This window comes from Parabacteroides massiliensis, assembly GCF_900155425.1.
Lineage (GTDB): Bacteria > Bacteroidota > Bacteroidia > Bacteroidales > Tannerellaceae > Parabacteroides > Parabacteroides massiliensis.
This window is the reverse complement of the sequence record NZ_LT700191.1, coordinates 1,671,553-1,691,307: the sequence shown is the minus strand read 5'-3', so window position 1 is coordinate 1,691,307 and position 19,755 is coordinate 1,671,553. Positions and strand designations below refer to the sequence as shown.

Sequence of the window (19,755 nt, the reverse complement as noted above, 5' to 3'; positions counted from 1 at the left end):
TTTCCTCATTTATATTCACTCTTTCAAATTAACCGATCTCTGTCTATTTCCTTCTTCAACAATATACAAATATAAACAATAAGTTACAACTACTTTTGCCCGGCCTCCTAAATAAAGTAAAAGATTGCGTATCTTGCACATTTTGTGTACTTTTGTGCCGTAACATATATAAATAAAAAGAATGAGTCATAATTTATTGAAAGGCAAGCGGGGCATTATATTCGGTGCGCTGAATGATATGTCTATCGCCTGGAAAGTGGCTGAAAGAGCCGTAGAAGAAGGAGCAACGATCACACTGAGCAACACGCCTATCGCGGTTCGCATGGGACAGGTGGATGCTTTGGCCGAGAAGTTGCACGCCGAAGTTATTCCGGCGGATGCTACGAGCGTGGAAGATTTGGAAACTGTTTTCTCCAGATCAGTAGAAGTATTAGGGGGTAAGATAGATTTCGTTTTACATTCCATCGGCATGAGCCCGAACGTGCGTAAGAAACGTACCTACGACGATTTGGACTACACCATGTTGGAAAAGACGCTGGATATCTCCGCAATCTCTTTCCACAAGATGTTGCAGGTTGCCAAAAAGCAGGATGCCATTGCCGAATACGGTTCGGTGGTCGCCCTCTCGTATGTGGCGGCACAACGTACATTCTTCGGCTACAACGATATGGCTGATGCCAAGAGCCTGTTGGAATCTATAGCCCGCAGTTTCGGTTACATCTATGGCCGTGAAAAGAACGTACGTATCAATACCATTTCCCAGTCGCCGACGCTGACTACGGCCGGTAGCGGTGTGAAAGGAATGGACCATTTGATGGATTTCGCCGAAAAGATGAGTCCGCTGGGCAATGCCACAGCCGACGAATGTGCAGACTATTGCGTCATGATGTTTTCCGACTTCACCCGCAAAGTCACGATGCAGAATCTCTACCACGACGGTGGCTTCTCAAGCATGGGCATGAGCCTTCGTGCCATGAACCAGTACAGCAAAGGTCTGGAAGAATATACCGACGAAAACGGACACATCATTTACGGCTAAAACCGTAAATCAGGTGAAAGCTGAAAGGTGAAAGTTGAAAGTTTGAGGAAACACGAAGTAAACTTTCCACTTTCACCTTTCAACTCTCACCTTTCAACTCATAACGCTATGCTCGTAAAAATATACCCCGAAAACCCCAATCTCAGGGAGATAGACAAAGTGGTCAATATCATGCGCAACGGCGGCCTCGTGATTTACCCGACCGACACCGTTTATGCTATTGGTTGCGACGCATTGAATGTACGTGCAGTCGAAAAGATATGCCAGATGAAAGGCGTCAACCCGCAGAAAAGCAACCTGTCCATTATCTGTTATGACCTCTCCAACCTGAGCGAATATGCCAAAGTGAGCAACGCTGCTTTCAAGTTGATGAAGAAGAACCTGCCGGGCGCCTTTACCTTCATCCTGCCTACCAGCAGCGAACTACCCAAGATATACAAGAACAGAAAAGAGGTGGGTATCCGTGTGCCGGACAATAATATTATCCGCACACTCGTACGGGAACTCGGAAACCCGATCCTGACCATGTCTTTGCATGACGAAGACGACATCATCGAATACAGTACCGATCCCGAACTGATCGAAGAGAAGTATGAAAACGAGGTGGACATCGTCATCGACGGTGGTTACGGAGGCACGGAGGCTTCGACCGTCATCGACTGCACGACAGACGACTTTGAAATTGTCCGCCAAGGAAAAGGTGAATTAATCTATTAAACGAATAAGACAAGATGAACTGGAACCAATTACTCTCCGGCAAACGCTTCGGCATGGAAGAATATCATGAACGCAAACATGAACGTACCGATTTTCAGCGAGACTACGACCGCCTGATCTTCTCCTCCCCTTTCCGCCGTTTGCAGAACAAAACGCAGGTATTTCCTCTTCCGGGCAGCATATTCGTGCACAACCGTTTGACACACAGCCTGGAAGTTTCCTGCGTAGGACGTTCATTAGGTAATAATGTAGCCAAAGGCCTGATGCGGAAATATCCGGACGGGAGCGTCAATTTCCCGGAAATAGGATCCATCGTTTCAGCCGCCTGCCTGGCCCACGACATGGGCAACCCGCCGTTCGGGCATTCGGGAGAGCGGGCGATCTCTGCCTATTTTGCCGAAGGGAACGGGAAAAAGCTGCAAGAAGAAATTATCAACGAAGGAGGGCGCTATGAAGATTTCCTCCACTTCGAAGGGAATGCGAATGCCATGCGCCTGCTCACCCACCAGTTCATCGGCCGTCGCAAAGGCGGCTTTGCCCTGACATACAGCACGCTTGCATCCATCATCAAATATCCGTATTCTTCCGTTTACGCAGGGAAGAAAGGAAAATTCGGTTTCTTCCAATCGGAAGAGGAGGATTATATGCGTATTGCCAACGAATTAGGTATTTGCCGGAACCCGGAAGACGCGAACAAGTTTGTCCGTTATCCGCTTGTCTACCTGGTGGAAGCCGCTGATGACATCTGCTACCAGATCATGGATATCGAGGATGCCTGCAAGCTGCATATCCTGACCACGGAAGAGGCCATCCGGCTGCTCCTCAACTTTTTCGAGGGAGAACGCCTCGACCATATTGTCCGCGTCATGAAAATGGTGGACGACACCAACGAGCAGATCGCTTACCTGCGTTCCTGCATCATCGGTCTTTTGGTGGACGAATGTTCCCGTATCTTCCTCGAAAATGAAGAAGGCCTCCTCAACGGGACATACAACACTCCGCTTATCGACAACATTTGCGACCAGGCAAAGGCTGCTTATGCAACTTGCTCTGAAACCGCTTACAAAAAGATATATCGCGCCAAAGAGGTGTTAGACATCGAACTGGCCGGTTACCATATCTTCAGCCATTTGATCGACACGTTGACGGAAGCCGTCATGAACCAGGACCATGCCTACAGCAAGCTCCTGCTGCAACGCATCCCGGAACAGTACGACACGAACGCGCCGACCGTCTACGGCAAAGTGCAATGCGTACTCGATTATATCTCCGGCATGACAGATGTATATGCTTTGGATTTATACCGCAAAATCACAGGGATGAGTTTGCCGGCAGTCTAATATTCCTCCCTGTACTTGCTTTCCAGCTTATCTTCCAGTATGCTCAGGTAGCTTTTATATCGCGATTCGCTGATATAATGGTCTTCAACGGCACGCAACACCGCACAGCCCGGCTCGTGACGGTGAGAGCAGTTGTTGAATTTGCAATCGGCGGAGAATTTGAATATTTCGGGGAAGTAATGGGCGATTTCCGCTCCTTCCATTTCGATCGTGCCAAAACCTTTGATCCCCGGAGTGTCGATCAGGTAACCACCGCCGGGCAAAGGAATCATTTCGGAAAAGGTCGTGGTGTGCATCCCCTTGTTGTGGTATTCGGAGATATCGCCGGTGCGAAGGCCTGCACCGGGAACCAGTTTATTGATGATTGTCGATTTCCCCACACCGGAATGACCGGACAATAAGGTGATCTTCCCTTTAAGATCCTCTTTCAACTCGTCCAACCCCTCTTCGGTACGGGCGCAAAGCATGGAGCAAGGATAGCCGATTGTCGTATACAGGTTGATCAAACCGTCCAACAATTCCCGGTCTCCACCATGATAACGGTCTATTTTGTTGAAGACCAGCTTCACCGGCACACGATAGGCCTCGGCTGTAGCAAGGAAGCGGTCGATAAAAACGGTGGTGGTAATCGGATAGTTGACCGTCACGATCAACATTGCCTGATCTACATTTGCGGCAATGATATGCGACTGTTTGGAGAGGTTAGAAGCGCGGCGGATGATATAATTCTTCCGCTCTTCGATCTGGGTGATGAAGGCGGTTCCTTCGGCATTGATATCTATATCGACCCGGTCTCCAACCGCAACAGGATTGGTGGTACGTATATCTTTCAGGCGAAAATTTCCTTTGATCTTACTTTCTATATCGCGCCCGTCATCGGTGCGTACGGTATACCAGCTACCCGTATTCTTTATAACCAATCCCCTCATGTTAGTTGAAAGTTGAAAGTTGAAAGTTGAAAGTTAAAAGTTGAAAGAAAGGATCTATCCCGTCACTTTCAACTTTCAACTTTCAACTCGTTATACCGTCATTATTTCTTTTTCCTTTGCAGCGTAGAGTTCGTCTACTTTCTTGATATACTTGTCATGGACTTTCTGGACTTCTGCTTCTGCGTCTTTTTCGACATCTTCAGGAGTTCCTTCGGACTTGATGCTTTTCTTCAATTGTTCGATTGCATCGCGGCGGGCATTACGGATACTGATCTTGGCCGTTTCCGCTTCCTGTTTGGACTGTTTAGCCAACTGACGACGACGTTCTTCCGTCAGAGGAGGAATACCCAAACGGATCACTTCACCATTGTTTTCAGGAGTGATACCGACTTCGGAATCCATGATTCCTTTTTCAATATCTTTGATAATCTTCTTTTCCCACGGGGTGATCATGATCGTTCTTGCATCCGGTATAGTTACGGTAGCCACATTTGTCAAAGGGACAGGAGCTCCGTAATACATAACTCTCACGCAATCCAAGATTTTCGGATTCGCCTTTCCGGCACGGATATGAGACAACTGTTCGTCCAAATATTCGATCGCAAAAGTCATCTTCTCTTCTGCCGCCTTTACATACTGTTTTATATCTGCCATAAGTGATTGTATATTTTTGTTTTCTTTGTTCGTTAGGCAAACAAAAATAGTAAAGTTTTTCTTTTTGGCAAACTGTTTACGGAAATATGTTTTTCCGAACCTTCAGGATCACTTCAATTTCGTAAAAAGGGAGAGCAGATAAAACACCCCGACTGCCAAAACCAGCAAAGCTCCTGTCTGCGAATGGAGAGCATCGGAGGCAAAACCCATCAAAAGCGGGAAGACCGTTCCCCCGAAAAGTCCCATAATCATCAGGCCGGACACCTCGTTCTGCCGTTGGGGCATCGACAATAAAGCCTGGGAGAAAAGAATGGAGAAGACGTTCGAATTACCATATCCGACCAAAGCGATGCTGACATATAGCAGGGCCTTGCTGTCAAACAGAAGGAAACCCACCATCGAGGCGACCATCAATACGACACTGACGATGAAGAACTTCTTCGGCGACCAATGAGCCAGGATCAGCGAACCGGTCAGGCAACCGATCGTACGAAAGATGAAATAGAGGCTCGTTGCAAACGCCGCCGCATGTATATCCATCCCCACCCGTTCCATCAGGATTTTAGGGGCGGTGGTATTCGTACCGACATCTATGCCGACATGACACATGATGCCGACAAACATCAACAGGATAAACGGGTTACCCAGCAAGGCTATACATTCACCGAACGTGGAGGGCCTGCCTTCCGGCCTCTCTTCCTTGATAGGGGTCGCCCCTAACAGGAAAATCGCAACAACCGCGATCACCATATAGACCGGAAACAGCACACGCCAGCCCAACCCCAACGAAGGGATCGCCGCAGTCGCTCCCCACATAGCAATATAAGGCGCCAGAAAAGAGGCGATCGCTTTGACAAACTGCCCGAAAGTCAGGCTGCTCGCCAACTTATCTCCGGTAATAATATTAGACAGAAGCGGGTTCAGCGAAGTCTGCATCAAAGCATTCCCGATCCCCAACAAAGAAAAGGAGACCAGCATCACCATATAGCCCTCGCCGAAACACGGGATCAGCAACGACACGAAGGTAACGGCCAGACTCAGCATGACCGTCTTTTTCCGTCCGATCTTATTCATCAACATCCCTGTCGGGACGGAGAAGATCAGGAACCAGAAGAACACCAAGGAGGGGAAAATATTCGCTTCGGAATCCGTCAGCCCTAAATCCAGCTTCACATAGTTGGAGGCAATTCCCACCAAATCCACAAATCCCATCGTGAAGAAGACAAGCATCACCGGGATCAATCTCATATACAAACTTTTCTCTTTCATGATCTGTCTGCTGTTTTTTATTTCCATATAGACCGGAGCGTATACACTTCCAGGTCCTTTACTTCCACATTATTTCCCCAAAAACGAAAACCTTCTTTATTCTTCATATCCGGACGGCGCTCCATCGAATAGGAGTAAGCGCCGTCATCGATAAAGACTTCAACAGATGTCTTATCCAGAATGATATCGGCCGTAATTTCCATGCTGGTCATATCTTCAGGTGAATAGAACACGCCGTTTATGCGGTTGAAGTTCATATCATAATCCAATAAAGGTTGCCCGAAGAGGTTCAGGCCCGCGCTCGTGGCATGAGACAGTTTGACCGTGGTCCGGATACGCAATATCCCGGCATTGTTATATGATTGAAGCAACTCATTGGCCTTATCGGCCGTCAGTGAATTCCACCGGCCGGCTTCCGTCTGCAACCGGTCAAACTCTTTGACCGGTTTGCTGAAAAGGCGGATACCGTCTTTGGTCGTATGCAAAGACAATTCTGTCGGAAGCAACATCATGCCGTTGAAAGGCATTCCCGGATGAGAAATACGCCCCCAGCCCAACTGGATGCGACGCCCGTCGGATTCAGGGATACCGGTGAAGGTCTGGGCGGCATAGATAGAACCGGTCGAATAGTAATATTTACCGGCTTCAGGTGTAAACTTCTTGCCGTCAAAAGCCCCGATCATATAAGTGCCGGAGGCTCCGTACATCACCCACTTGGTATTATTCTTATTTCCATCGACAGGGAGTTCGAACAATTCGGGACACTCCCAAAAGCCGGTGATATGGCTTTCGAACGTCCAGTCTTTCAGGTTATCCGAGTTATAGATAGAATGCCCGTCGCGTTCATTCAGAACCATCACCCATTTACGGGATGGCTTATGCCAGAAAACTTTCGGGTCACGGGTATCTTTACTGTTCCATTTCGCTTTGGAGTCGATCACCGGGTTTCCCGTATATTTCGTCCACGTACGCCCTCTGTCGAGGCTATAAGCAACACATTGCACCTGCTTTTCCGGACTGTCGGCAGTATAGACAGCCACCATCGCCGGAGTACCTTTCTTTCCGAAGCCGGAGGTGTTGCCATAGTCGATCACAGCCGAACCGGAGAACATCGTACCATGTTCGTCCGGATACAGGGCGACAGGCAGTTCCTCCCAATGTATCAAGTCTTTACTTACCGCATGCCCCCAATGCATATTTCCCCAATCGCGCTCATACGGATTATGCTGGTAGAACAGGTGGTATTCACCGTCATAGTACAACAGTCCGTTAGGGTCGTTATTCCACCCCCTACGTTGAGTATAGTGAATTTGCGGGCGGTTGGTTTCGGCATACAGACTATCCTGCCCCGCTATTTCATCTGCCTGATATATCTTGTTTATTCCGGCCTTGTTCCCCTTATAGGAGATTTTTATCTCTTTGCCCTTCAAAGCAGACATATCACAGAAAACCCAATAGTCCGGGTTTTCCGGAGCCAGGCGAATATCAAACGCCCGTTCCTGTTTGCCATCCACATCAAAAGTCATTACCGCCCGGTCTGTCTGATGCGAAACCGGAAGATTAAGATATCTCTTCGTAATCTTCATTGCCAAGTCTTGTGCCTCCATTGCAGAAATGCAGGTCAGCAGAGCACTTACGAGAATCAACACGCATCTTGTTTTCACTTCCATGGAAAATTAGAATTTAAAATAAAACAATGAAATCAAAAAGGTTACACTATCCATCCTCAAATATACACTATTTATTGTTCACATCGTAATTATTCTTCAAGTTTTTACAGAAAAAATTTTTTTCTACTATTTTTCATTTCATCCGAAAAATCAACATAATTCAGGAAAGCATCCTTATATCACTCCAGGTACGGGAAATCGAGGCACTCGGCAAACCGTAAAGCATAGCTTTAGCCGGTGTAAAGCTATGGGTTAGGGGAGCTAAAGCATAGCTTTATGTAGTCCGGTTATAAAAGCCGGATAAAAACAGGTTGTTTCTTTGCGTTCGAGGAAAGGGGGAAAATAGAATGGCAGTTAAAAAAGCGATTATTGATTATCAATGATTTATGGTGACAGATGACAGATAAAAACCCATTTCTGTAAAAGTTTAAGGGAAAAGTGAATTAGAAGAGGGTGCCTTTAAGGGAGCCTATTCTAATTCAATTACACAGAAAAGTTTTGCAAAAAGGCCTTTTTATCTGTCATCTGTCACCTTTCACAACAGAATATTTCTTTTCGGATACCGGCGGATTGTCAATTATGCACCAGCGTTCCGATGTTTTCTCCGCTCATCACTTTTTTCAGGTTGCCGTTGGTATCCATATCGAAAACGATGATCGGAAGGTTGTTTTCCTTACACATCGTGGTCGCCGTCAGGTCCATGACCTTGAGACCGCGTGTATAGATTTCATCATAGGTGATCTCCGAGAACTTGGTGGCTGTCGGGTCTTTTTCAGGATCGGCCGTATAGATGCCGTCTACGCGGGTTCCCTTCAGCATCACGTCCGCTTCGATCTCGATACCACGCAGGGATGAGCCCGTGTCGGTCGTAAAGAACGGATTGCCGGTTCCGCCCGACATGATCACGACATTACCTTGTTCAAGCAATTCGATCGCCCGCCATTTATTATAAAACTCGCCGATCGGTTCCATACGGATAGCTGTCAGCACCTTGGCTTTCACGCCATGAGCCACAAGGGCAGAACTCAAGGCCAGGCTGTTGATGACCGTTGCCAGCATCCCCATCTGGTCGCCTTTCACACGGTCGAAGCCTTTGGACGCTCCGCTCAAGCCGCGGAAGATGTTGCCGCCGCCAATCACGATTCCGATCTGGACACCCATTTCGGCTATCTCTTTGATCTGTGCCGCATATTCGTTCAGACGAACTTCGTCTATACCATATTGTTTACCTCCCATAAGCGATTCGCCGCTTAATTTCAACAGGATACGTTTGTACTGAGCCATATTATCTTGATTCGTTTGATTGTTATATCCACAAAAATACAGTATTTCAATAACCCGGCAATAGCAGTCCTTCATTTTAGTAAAACATTTAACAAGACTGTACCCTCGTTGTAACAGCATTGTAACATCTCTCTTCTATCTTTGTCCGAGAATAAAGATACACACTTACTTATTTTGAAGACGCGAAAAAGTCACCAGAACCTTATAATTCCTAACTTTTATACGGCAATCCTCTTTCAGCGGAAAGAAACGGATTGCCGTATATTTTTACCCAACAAAACCGCATGTATTTATTACTTATTTTGCACGATATTTTATTTTATAAACATACTCATATAAAGAGGTAAATATAGGATACCGTTTTCAAATTCCAAATCATTACCGCTCATTACTATCCGTCGGTTTATTCTGTCGCCAAAAAGACTTTGGGCCATATCGAGCGAAGAGTGTTTCTTGTAGTCCTTCCCCGACTTCACCTCTATGATTGAAATCTTATTTCCTTCAGGAAAAACGAAGTCAAGTTCATGTTTACTCTTCCTGTCGTAATAGTTCAACGATATGCCATGTTTGGCCAATTCACCTGCCACATAGTTCTCGGCAAGAGCTCCCTCGTTCACAAAGATATCACCTGTCAAGACCTTGACTTGTATCTTATCGAGCATCATGGCACACATGAGTCCGCTATCGACAAAGAAGAGTTTGTACAACTTGAGGTTTTCATGGCTCGGAAATGGCAGTTCAAATGAGCCTACATTAAAAGAATAGTATGCCATACCCGCATCTACCAACCACTGGGTAGGCGCCCCGTACTTACGCCGTGAGGCATTCTTCTCTATCGCTGCAAGAACAAAACGTTTGTCTTGTTTGCTCAATTGTCCGGGGATAGCATCAAATACTGATTTCACCAGCATTTTATCATTCCCTGCATATTTGGATATGTCGTTGCGATAGCCTGTGAGAATGTCTTTCTGATTGGTGACAGTTTTGTTGAAATCTTCATTGGCAAGGTATGTCGCCACAACTTCAGGCATACCTCCCACTATCAAGTATTGACGGTATCGCTCCATTATTTGCTGATGGAGAAAAGCAGGTACGGGACGAAGATTCTCATAACAATCTTCCAGCATGCCGATTACATCTTCGCCGATATGGCAAGCCCACAGGAATTCCTCAAAATCAAGAGGATACATATCCAACTCATGTTCGAAGCCAACCGGATAGGACGATACGTCCTTGTAGTTGATGCCAAGTAAAGAGCCCGACTCTATATAATCGTATTGTCCGTCTTCCACCAAAAACTTTATTGCTGTTCTTGCTTTTGGGCAAGATTGTATCTCATCGAAGAAAATCAAAGTCTCGCCGGGTTCCAACGGACCATATCCCATTGCCGAAAGATTTATAAGTATGGTACGGGCATCCAAATTTCCATCGAACGCTTGTTTTGCCGTAGGCATTTGCTCAAAGTTGATCTCTATGAAATGCTTGTAATTGGCCTTTGCGAATTGGCGTACAATAGTTGTTTTTCCTACTTGCCGGGCACCTTTAATCAGAAGAGCCTTGTTTGTAGTCTTCCTTTTCCAATACAACAGTTCATTGATAATCTTTCTTTTAAGCATACTTCTGCAACTTTTTTCCAATATTACAGCTACAATATTACAACTTTTTTCCAGGAAAACAGTCCCAAGATTGCAACTTTTTTCCAGGTGTTAGCCAACACAGTTGTACCAGCTCAGAAAAGAAGTTTATCCTTTAAATATTTTCCCGTATAGGATGCTTCGCACATCGCCACCTCTTCCGGCGTTCCGGCACAGACCAGATTCCCTCCGGCATTTCCTCCTTCGGGACCGAGATCGATCAGATGGTCGGCACATTTGATCACATCCATGTTATGCTCGATGATAACAACCGTATGCCCTTTATCGATCAAGGCATTGAAAGCCTTCAACAAAGTCTTGATGTCATGGAAATGCAGGCCGGTCGTCGGCTCGTCAAAGACGAAGAGCGTCGGTTCCTGTTTCTCCTGGCCCAGATAGTAAGCCAGTTTCACACGCTGGTTTTCACCACCGGACAAAGTGGACGAAGTCTGGCCGAGTTTGATGTATCCCAATCCGACATCCTGGAGGGGTTTCAGTTTCTTGATGATCTTTTTTTCCTGCGAACCCTGATATTGGCCGAAGAACTCGATCGCTTGGTTCACGGTCATTTCCAACATATCATAGATACTCGCACCGTGATATTCGACATCGAGCACATCCTGTTTGAAACGTTTGCCGTGGCAGGTTTCGCATTCGAGGGTGATATCGGCCATGAACTGCATCTCGACCGTGATCTTTCCTTCTCCTTTACATTCTTCGCATCGTCCGCCTTCCTTATTAAAGGAGAAATAGGCAGCCGAATAGCCCATCTGTTTAGCCAAGGGCTGTTCGCCGTAAAGTTTACGGATCTCGTCGTAGGCCCCGATATAGGTCACCGGGTTGGAACGGGAACTCTTGCCGATGGAGTTTTGGTCGACAAACTCGATGCTTTTAATCATGTGCATATCGCCTTCCAAACCGGAACAGTCAACCATCAAACGGGCAGCCTCGTCCAAATAATGCTTGACACCCTCGTAGAAAATATCACGCACAAGCGAGCTTTTTCCCGAACCGCTGACACCCGTCACGACCGTCATCACATTCAGGGGGAATTTCACATCGATCCCTTTCAGGTTGTTTTTGCGGGCGCCTTTCACCTCGATATAATTATTCCAGGGACGACGGTAAAGGGGCACTTCTATCCGGTCCTCACCTGTCAGATAACGAACGGTATAGCTGTTGCTGCTGGTCTTCAAATCGTCCACATCGCCCTGATAGACCACTTCTCCCCCCAGGCGACCGGCTTTCGGACCGATATCGATGATGTAATCGGCCGCACGGATAATCTCTTCGTCATGTTCCACCACGACAACCGTATTGCCCAATGCCTGCAATTGGCGGAGCACCTTGATCAGCAAATCGGTGTCGCGCGAATGAAGCCCGATACTCGGCTCGTCCAATATATAAAGGGAACCGACCAGGCTGCTGCCCAAAGAGGTCGCCAGGTTGATACGTTGGCTCTCACCACCGGAAAGAGAGGCGGACAGACGGTCGAGCGTCAGGTAGCCCAATCCCACATCCAAGAGGAATTGCAGGCGGTTGGAGATTTCCGTCAGCAAACGTTTGGCGATGGAGGCATCGTTCTCGTCGAGCCGGAGATTATCGAAAAAGGCCTTTGCTTCCGTGATCGGAAGGGCGACCAGTTCCGCGATATTCTTTCCTCCCACTTTTACATAGAGGGCTTCGGGACGCAGACGGGAACCTTTGCAGGTCGGGCAAACGGTCTTTCCGCGATAGCGTGCCAACATCACGCGATACTGTATCTTATAGAGGTTCTCTTCCACAAACTTAAAGAAGTCGTCGATGCCGTGCAGTCCGCGGGCTCCGTGCCAAAGCAGGTCCTTCTCCTTTTGTGTCAGATCGTAATAGGGACGGTGGATAGGGAAGTTGTATTTCTCGCTCTTCAAGATAAACTCCTTCAACCACTCTCCCATCACATCGCCTTTCCAGCAGACTACCGCTCCCTGGAAGACGGACAGGCTTTTATCGGGCACGACCAGATTTTCATCTATGCCGAGCACCTTCCCGAACCCTTCGCATGTCGGGCAGGCTCCCAACGGGTTGTTGAAGCTGAACATCATATCGGTCGGCTCCTCGAACACCATTCCATCTGCCTCGAACTTCTTGGAATATTCTTTTACAACCGTTCCTTCGGGTGTGTAGATACGGATGATACAGGTATCGTGTCCTTCGAAGAAAGCCGTTTCGGCAGAGTCGGCAAGACGGCTTTTCAATGTCTTGTCATCCGATACGACCAGACGGTCTATCAACAGTTCGATCACCGGGGAGGAAAGCAATGCGTCATCCGCCAGCACTTCACCGATACGGTAAACGGTCTCGCCAATGGATAAACGGGTGTACCCTTCTTTTTGCAGGATTTCCAATTGTTCTTTGATACCGCGCCCATCCGGCAGGACGACAGGGGCATATACGGCAAAGCGAGTCCCGGCGGGATAACCTAAGACTTCTTTCACGATATCGCTTACCTGGTGTTTCTTCACTTCCGTCCCCGACACGGGAGAGATGGTTTTCCCGATACGGGCATACAGGAGGCGAAGGTATTCGTATATCTCCGTAGAGGTTCCCACCGTCGAACGCGGGTTGCGGGTGTTCACCCTTTGTTCGATGGCGATGGCAGGGGGAATGCCTTTGATATAATCACACTCCGGCTTGCTCATACGCCCCAGGAACTGGCGGGCATAGGCGGAAAGGCTCTCCACATAGCGGCGCTGCCCTTCCGCATACAACGTATCGAATGCCAATGATGATTTTCCACTACCGGAAAGGCCGGTTATAACGACAAGTTTGTCTCTGGGAATCTCGACATCGATATTTTTCAGGTTATTGATTCGAGCTCCCTTGATGAATATAGAATTGTTTTCGGACATAATTATTTCCTTCATTAATCGGTTCCGAGGAAGATAGTTTTGACACACCTTCCCGAATCGCAAAAGTAAAAAAGGATTGCCGTTTTGCCAAGTAAACGGCTGACATTCACATTCGGAAACAATCAATTCACACTTTCTATATAAACGGGGCCGACCAGGCCGGATTTCTGCAACGTATCGGTTGGTTTCCAGCTATTGCAAGGTGTCCAGGTTTTCCGTTCGGACTCCGGCAAACCACTGTCGCCGATCAAACGGTTCATCCATGTAGTAACGACCTCTATCTCAACTTTATTCTTTCCTTTACGAACCAAATTCGTGACATTTACCCGGTAGGGAGCCGTCCAGACACCACCGGCATACTGACCGTTGATCTTCACTTTTGCCATCACACCGACATCGTTCAGATTCAGATACAATTCGCCCTCCGGTTTCTTTTTCAACTTAAATTCCGTCTCGTACCAAATCGTACCGGAATAATAGCGGATATCGGGATTCTCGTTCTTGCTGATATCTTCCAGGCAGGCAAAGGTCTGGCTTGCAGGGCCTCTTCTCTTTTCCTCAAAAGATACTTTCCAGGGAGCATCCAGGCGGACAAGCGTCTGCGGAACCGGATAGTTCAGTTGCAACCCTGTCCCCTCCGCTTTTGTGGCCGGCCGACGGAACACGACGAAAGCGCTCTCATAAGGATACAGCTTCAATGGAACGACTGTCCCCGCAGCTGTCTCCTCATAGGCCGGGAGCGTACGAATACGGCCTGTTGTCGCATCCCACAACTCCGGTTGCTTTGAACGGACACGGAATTCCGGACGGAGCTCGATCGTTTCGTCTTTCTGGTTGGAGATAAAATAGATATCGGCATCTACAGCAGCACGGTGCCCGTAGAGAACCGGAGCATCTGCCGGCAATCCGCAATCCGGCACACAACCGATATGCTTCAAGGCCTCCTCCATTGTCATACCGAACAGCAATTCGCCTTTTCCTCTTTTGACTGCCTTCACGCTTCGCCCGTCCAAACCGGACCATAATTCGCCGGCCAATTTTTCAACCTGCCTGTCGGCCGTTTGGTAAGATTCTCCACTCGGCGAACGTTTCGGGGCCGGACCTAAGACAACTGCACCGTCTTCGATCAGTTTCTTGATCTTGGCAAGCAGTTCGGGACGCATAGTTTCAAGCTTCGGAAGTACCAGTATCCGGTATTGAGTGCCGTGAGGCAACGTCAGCAAACCGTCTTTGACAAAGAGGTCGCGCTCGATCACCTCGGCATTGATATAATCGAACTGGTAACCTTTCGGCAGTTCGGGGTCTACGATACCGGTCATTTTGGGAGCATCTTCGCCGATGAAATAAGCGACATCGGCAATATTCAAGCCTTGTTGCAACATATAGTTGACTCGTTTCAGATAGGATGTAAACAAATCCATCTGCGGATACCAGGTGTTCAGCCGGTTGAATTCGCTACTGAACCAGGCGTTCATCCCCGGCTCGCGTTCTTCCGAAGGTTGAGAGATATAGACATGCAACAACGTATTGTTGATCCCTTCCGTAAAGAAACGGTCGCCGCGTTGTTTCATCATGGCGGGATAACAACTGAAAGGCGTCCCGCCACTGGTGAACGATTCGGCCGAAATCTTCTGTTTCCCATAAATATGTCCGCAGGAAGAAGCGGCACGGTTCTCGATATTGCCCAAATCGCCGAAACTCCAGAACTCACCTCCTATCTCGTCCGATTGTCCGCCATATTGCAGGAACTCACCGGGGAACCCCCAATGCCCGTAGTTTTCCAACCAGGTCGTCAAACCATATTTATGACACACATCCCGTAAGCCGCCGACATAGTCGTATGCGATCTTATCCGCAACCAAGCGCCGCAGATCCCAAAGGAAACGGTCGGACTGGTCCTCGCTCTTGACCACATATCCTTCATAAACAGGAAGGAACGGTAACGGGTCATAGCCGTAACGCGCCTGGAATTCCGACAAGAAGTCGTCGGTAAAGTTCTGCCCGCCTGTCTCGTAACTATCTTGCACGACTACTTTCCAACAGGCACGGTCTTCTGCCGGAATACGACGGTATATTTCACCCATAAAGGCCTCGAAGTGTGCTTCCACATGTTTGCGGCTCATCTTATCTATCTCCAGTCCGGTTGCTTCGGGGTCGGCAGGACTGTTTGTCACGCCTGTCGGGAGCATACCGGTGCGCAAGATCGTCCATTCTCCCGCCGGAGCTTTCCACACAAGACGGTCTCCCTGCAAGAAAGCAGAAATATCCAATACTTTCCCCGGATCGATCACCAGAGAGGGATCGTCCGTTTCCGGTTGTACCGGCCACTGGTATTCATGCCAATAAGGAAGCGGGGTCTGAAACATCTTGGCCAATGTCTTTTCGGGATAACGTTCCACGGCGGGAAAGGAAGAGAATTCCACCTCGCTCAGCCCCATACCGGGACCCACGTTTGCCAACTCCAACCGGAACTCGCTTGCCGTCGTCGCCGGGACAGAGACAACAACCGGTGCATACGGATCAAAGCCGACATTCAAATTTGCATTGAAACGGTCGAGCTTGAACTCGGACAGCATCCGATAAGCCCCGTTTTCTTTCACCCATAAGCGGGCATTGGCTTGAATCGGCTGACGGGCGGGAAAGATTTGCAAACTGCGTAAGGTAAACGGGGCGTCCGCCCTGAAATCGATCGCCACCGGCTTTTCGCTCTTTTCCGTAAAAAGCACGGCTGTCTCCTTATCTCCGTCAATCAGGCTGTTCAGGTTTTGCAAAGGCATAGCAGATGTCACTTTTGCATTTGCCACCGACAACCGGGCTGCTTTCTTCCCGACAGAGGGAAAAGCGATTACCTTTACATCCTGGAAGTCTTTATCGGGTTTCGCCAAAACAACTTCTACCTGTTTTCCTCCGCTGACTTCCGCCTTCACCGATGCCAGATAACGCATCGCCTGCTCAGGTTTCACCCACGGCCCGCCCGACTGGCTCCATCCGGGAGAATTAAAGATACCGATCTCTATTCCTAATTCAGTTGCCGTTTTAAGGGCTGCATGCAATATCTTCCACCATTCCTCACTATAAAACGGAACGGTCTTATAGAGCGTATGAATTCCTTCCAACCCGATGTTCCCGATAAAAGCCCGGTTGATCCCGGCTTCTTTCATCGAATACAGGTCCTTTTTCACACCTTCTTCCGAGATATTCCCGGAGATCCAATACCAATAAACGGATGTTTGTACCTTTTCGGCCGGATTCATAAAACCGGACTCAAGCGCATTTCTCTCTTGCCCGTTTCCCGTAAAAGGCATCAACAACGAAAGACAAAGCAATGTTTTAAACAGAGGTTTCCTCATGGTCTGTTCTTTTTAAGATTTCGGCGGTAAAAGTAACAAGATTCTTTCCACCTCTGTTTTCTATATTGATTTATATCTTTTCAAAAATGCTTTTCCAAACAAATTTCCATCAAGCCTTATTCTCAAAACCACTGTTTATAACGCAAAAAAGATAGAGGCTTTTAAACTTTTATTATCTTTGCAGGTGGATTAAATAACAGACAAAAGAATCTCAAACTTATAGACTTCATGATGGCAAAATACCTTCGTCTGCTACTGGTCTTGCTGCTTGGCGCAGTAACATCATGTAAGACGGCACAACAAATACCGCAGCAATCGACTGGAAAAGATGTGAAACGGGAATTTCGCGGGGCTTGGATACAGACCGCTTTCCAGGGAGAATACAAAGATATGACACCCGTACAAATGCGGAAAGACTTTATCCGCAAGCTTAACTATCTGCAAAAATGCGGGATCAATGCCATCATCTTCCAGGTACGTCCGGAAGCTGACGCTTTCTACAAATCGGACATCGAACCTTGGAGCCGTTTCTATACCGGCCAGCAGGGACTCGCACCTGCCGGAGACTTCGACGTAATGGCTTTCTTGATCGAAGAATGCCACAAACGGAATATGGAATTCCATGCCTGGCTGAATCCTTACCGGGCAAGTACAGGCGGATACACCCGTTTTGCCGATTCACATATATATAATAAACATCCGGAATGGTTCGTGACCTACAACAAACAAATCTTGTTTGACCCCGGATTACCGGAAAGCCGGCAGTTCATCTGCCGTGTGGTACGGGATATCGTAAGCCGTTATGATGTAGACGCAATCCACATGGACGACTATTTCTATCCTTATCCGGTAGCCGGCATGCCTTTCCCGGACGACAATAGTTTTCAGAAATACGGATTGAACAAAGGATATAAAGCATCACAACGTGCCGACTGGCGAAGGGAGAATGTGAACAAGCTGATTCGTGAGATCAAGCGCACTATCCTGCTATCCAAACCGTGGGTCAGATTCGGCATCAGCCCGTTCGGCATCTACCGCAATAAGAAAAGCACGCCCGACGGTTCAGGCAGCAACACCAACGGATTGCAAAACTACGACGACCTGTACGCAGACGTGACACGCTGGGTAAAAGAGGGTTGGATAGACTACAACATTCCACAGATATATTGGGAGATCGGACACCCGGCTGCCGATTACATCACGCTTATCAAATGGTGGAACAAAAATGCCAATGGCGGACATCTATATATCGGCCAGGATATAGCCCGCACCATGAAAGCCGGAGAACTGACCCGCAAGATGCGCTACGAACGCTCACTTTCCCATATCAACGGAAATTGCTTCTGGCCGGCAAACGAAATACTTTGGAACAACCAAGGTGTGGCCGACAGCCTGAAACGGAACTACCACCGATATCCGGCTCTGATCCCGGCCTATACTCACCTGCACAACCGGGCGCCGGAGGAGGTCAAGAAACTGAAGGCCGAATGGACTGCCCAAGGGTATATGTTGCACTGGCAGGCGGAACAAAGCAGGACCAATCCCGAATTGGCAAACTATTTCGTCATCTACCGCTTCGAAAACAAAGAGCCGGTCAACCTGAACGATCCTTCGAAGATAGTAGCGATCACACGCAAAACGAACTATCTGCTACCCTACGACGACGGGAAACACAAATACCGCTACGTAGTCACGGCAGTAGACCGTTTTCACAATGAGAATCAAGGCAAAAGCAAAATGGTAAAACTTTAGTCCGGTATCATTAGCATAATTGACAGCCAATACACACATACAGAACCGATTAATTTCGTATCTTTGTTACGAAATACATTTAGTATTGAGGGCATATGAAATTAAAGCTTATCACTCTGTTTATCATCCTTTGCTTAGGATTTACAGGTTGTTCCGAGAATGAAACTCCGGGACCCCGAACTACGCGTACCATCTTAGTCTATATGATGGCCAATAACAGCCTCAACAGTTTTGCCTCAAAAAACATAGAGAGCATGATAGAAGGTGCGACAGCCCAAAACCTCAACGGAGGAAACCTGATCGTTTATTATGCTCCTGCCGGTTCGAACCCGGAACTTCTTCAGATAAAAGAAGAAAACGGTGTCGTCAAGAAATTCCACCTGAAGGACTATGAAAAGCAGAATTCGGCAGATCCGGATGTGATGCGGAGTGTGATCGGCGAAGTGCTTTCACAATATCCGGCAGACAGCTATGGATTGATATTATGGAGCCACGGGACTGCCTGGCTTCCCTCCGACTACCAGAATAAGCTGAAAGCGTTCGGACAGGACGGCAACAACTGGATGGAGATCGACGACCTGGCGAAAGGGCTGCCGGATAACGTATTTGATTTCATCTTGTTCGATGCCTGCTACATGGCAAGCATCGAATGTGCTTATGAACTTAGGAACAAGGCCGAATATATCTTGGCTTCCCCCACCGAAACACTGGCGGACGGATGGCCTTATGCAGAGATGATGCCACAACTGTTTGCCTCCGGCCTGCAACTGGAAATGGTGGGCCAAACATTCTACAACCATTATCTGAACAATTCTTATCCGTATGCGACCGTATCGCTTACGAAAACAAGCGAACTGGATAATCTGAAAAACATAACACATGATATCTTGGCTGATAAGACCGAAAGCGATATTTACAGCCTCGATCTTAAAAAGATGCAAAGACTGGAATACTTGTATCGCAGTCCCGGAATGTTATATGACATGGCCGACTATATCAAGCAGTTGGCGACAGACGAACAATACAGCAAATTCATCTGTTGCCTGGACAAAGCGGTTATCTACAAGGCACATACTCCTAAATCTTATTATTACTACGGCACACCTCAACAGGCATTACCGGTAGAAAGCTATTGCGGCCTGACCGTTTTCGTCCCGCAAGAATCTCTCTCCAAAATGCTCGAATGGTATAAACAAAGGGTTAGCTGGTATAAGGCGGTATACGAATAG

General features: G+C 47.7%; 13 protein-coding genes. 5 read left to right on the top strand and 8 right to left on the bottom strand.

Annotation, left to right across the window (positions count from 1 at the left end):
• Positions 1 to 181: 181 nt before the first annotated feature.
• The 3 genes from BQ9893_RS17815 (at position 182) to dgt (ending at position 3,096) form a co-directional block, all read left to right on the top strand.
• Positions 182 to 1,039 (top strand): enoyl-ACP reductase FabI, encoded by an 858-nt coding sequence (locus BQ9893_RS17815; RefSeq protein WP_075967165.1) that lies wholly within the window; start codon positions 182 to 184, stop codon positions 1,037 to 1,039.
• A gap of 108 nt (positions 1,040 to 1,147) precedes the next feature.
• Positions 1,148 to 1,756, top strand: coding sequence for an L-threonylcarbamoyladenylate synthase (locus tag BQ9893_RS17810; RefSeq protein ID WP_075967164.1), 609 nt, complete (start codon positions 1,148 to 1,150; stop codon positions 1,754 to 1,756).
• 14 nt (positions 1,757 to 1,770) lie between these two features.
• A complete protein-coding gene (dgt, locus tag BQ9893_RS17805; RefSeq protein WP_075967163.1) occupies positions 1,771 to 3,096 on the top strand; it encodes a dGTP triphosphohydrolase in 1,326 nt (441 codons plus the stop codon).
• On the opposite strand, the gene rsgA is transcribed toward dgt, so the two are convergent.
• The 8 genes from rsgA to BQ9893_RS17765 form a co-directional block, all read right to left on the bottom strand.
• Positions 3,093 to 4,025, bottom strand: a complete 933-nt coding sequence (gene rsgA / locus BQ9893_RS17800; protein ID WP_075967162.1) for a ribosome small subunit-dependent GTPase A — start codon at positions 4,023 to 4,025, stop codon at positions 3,093 to 3,095. The two genes, dgt and rsgA, sit on opposite strands and share 4 nt — an antisense overlap.
• Before the next feature lie 90 nt (positions 4,026 to 4,115).
• Complete coding sequence (gene frr / locus BQ9893_RS17795) at positions 4,116 to 4,679, bottom strand: ribosome recycling factor (RefSeq protein ID WP_075967161.1); 564 nt, start codon at positions 4,677 to 4,679, stop codon at positions 4,116 to 4,118.
• 108 nt (positions 4,680 to 4,787) lie between these two features.
• On the bottom strand, positions 4,788 to 5,948 hold the full coding sequence (locus BQ9893_RS17790; protein WP_075967453.1) for an MFS transporter: 1,161 nt from the start codon (positions 5,946 to 5,948) through the stop codon (positions 4,788 to 4,790).
• A gap of 17 nt (positions 5,949 to 5,965) precedes the next feature.
• Positions 5,966 to 7,555 (bottom strand): glycoside hydrolase family 32 protein, encoded by a 1,590-nt coding sequence (locus tag BQ9893_RS17785; protein ID WP_244155214.1) that lies wholly within the window; start codon positions 7,553 to 7,555, stop codon positions 5,966 to 5,968.
• Positions 7,556 to 8,191: 636 nt separating this feature from the next.
• Entirely contained in the window at positions 8,192 to 8,902 is a 711-nt protein-coding gene (pyrH, locus tag BQ9893_RS17780) for a UMP kinase (protein WP_075967159.1), read from the bottom strand.
• A gap of 314 nt (positions 8,903 to 9,216) precedes the next feature.
• Positions 9,217 to 10,518: an ATP-binding protein gene (locus BQ9893_RS17775; protein ID WP_075967158.1), complete on the bottom strand. Its 1,302-nt coding sequence runs from the start codon at positions 10,516 to 10,518 to the stop codon at positions 9,217 to 9,219.
• Between the two features lie 113 nt (positions 10,519 to 10,631).
• Positions 10,632 to 13,424, bottom strand: a complete 2,793-nt coding sequence (gene uvrA / locus BQ9893_RS17770) for an excinuclease ABC subunit UvrA (RefSeq protein WP_075967157.1) — start codon at positions 13,422 to 13,424, stop codon at positions 10,632 to 10,634.
• A gap of 122 nt (positions 13,425 to 13,546) precedes the next feature.
• A complete protein-coding gene (locus BQ9893_RS17765; protein ID WP_075967156.1) occupies positions 13,547 to 16,774 on the bottom strand; it encodes a glycosyl hydrolase in 3,228 nt (1,075 codons plus the stop codon).
• Positions 16,775 to 17,002: 228 nt separating this feature from the next.
• On the opposite strand from BQ9893_RS17765, the gene BQ9893_RS17760 reads away from it, so the two are divergent.
• Positions 17,003 to 18,526, top strand: a complete 1,524-nt coding sequence (locus BQ9893_RS17760; RefSeq protein WP_075967155.1) for a glycoside hydrolase family 10-like protein — start codon at positions 17,003 to 17,005, stop codon at positions 18,524 to 18,526.
• Positions 18,527 to 18,621: 95 nt separating this feature from the next.
• Positions 18,622 to 19,755, top strand: a complete 1,134-nt coding sequence (locus tag BQ9893_RS17755; RefSeq protein ID WP_075967154.1) for a clostripain-related cysteine peptidase — start codon at positions 18,622 to 18,624, stop codon at positions 19,753 to 19,755.

Excerpts from the sequence above, each read along its gene's own strand:
- BQ9893_RS17815 (WP_075967165.1), top strand. The coding sequence starts at position 182 with ATGAGTCATAATTTATTGAAAGGCAAGCGGGGCATTATATTCGGTGCG.
- BQ9893_RS17810 (WP_075967164.1), top strand. The coding sequence starts at position 1,148 with ATGCTCGTAAAAATATACCCCGAAAACCCCAATCTCAGGGAGATAGAC.
- dgt (WP_075967163.1), top strand. The coding sequence starts at position 1,771 with ATGAACTGGAACCAATTACTCTCCGGCAAACGCTTCGGCATGGAAGAA.
- rsgA (WP_075967162.1), bottom strand. The coding sequence starts at position 4,025 with ATGAGGGGATTGGTTATAAAGAATACGGGTAGCTGGTATACCGTACGC.
- frr (WP_075967161.1), bottom strand. The coding sequence starts at position 4,679 with ATGGCAGATATAAAACAGTATGTAAAGGCGGCAGAAGAGAAGATGACT.
- BQ9893_RS17790 (WP_075967453.1), bottom strand. The coding sequence starts at position 5,948 with ATGAAAGAGAAAAGTTTGTATATGAGATTGATCCCGGTGATGCTTGTC.
- BQ9893_RS17785 (WP_244155214.1), bottom strand. The coding sequence starts at position 7,555 with ATGGAGGCACAAGACTTGGCAATGAAGATTACGAAGAGATATCTTAAT.
- pyrH (WP_075967159.1), bottom strand. The coding sequence starts at position 8,902 with ATGGCTCAGTACAAACGTATCCTGTTGAAATTAAGCGGCGAATCGCTT.
- BQ9893_RS17775 (WP_075967158.1), bottom strand. The coding sequence starts at position 10,518 with ATGCTTAAAAGAAAGATTATCAATGAACTGTTGTATTGGAAAAGGAAG.
- uvrA (WP_075967157.1), bottom strand. The coding sequence starts at position 13,424 with ATGTCCGAAAACAATTCTATATTCATCAAGGGAGCTCGAATCAATAAC.
- BQ9893_RS17765 (WP_075967156.1), bottom strand. The coding sequence starts at position 16,774 with ATGAGGAAACCTCTGTTTAAAACATTGCTTTGTCTTTCGTTGTTGATG.
- BQ9893_RS17760 (WP_075967155.1), top strand. The coding sequence starts at position 17,003 with ATGATGGCAAAATACCTTCGTCTGCTACTGGTCTTGCTGCTTGGCGCA.
- BQ9893_RS17755 (WP_075967154.1), top strand. The coding sequence starts at position 18,622 with ATGAAATTAAAGCTTATCACTCTGTTTATCATCCTTTGCTTAGGATTT.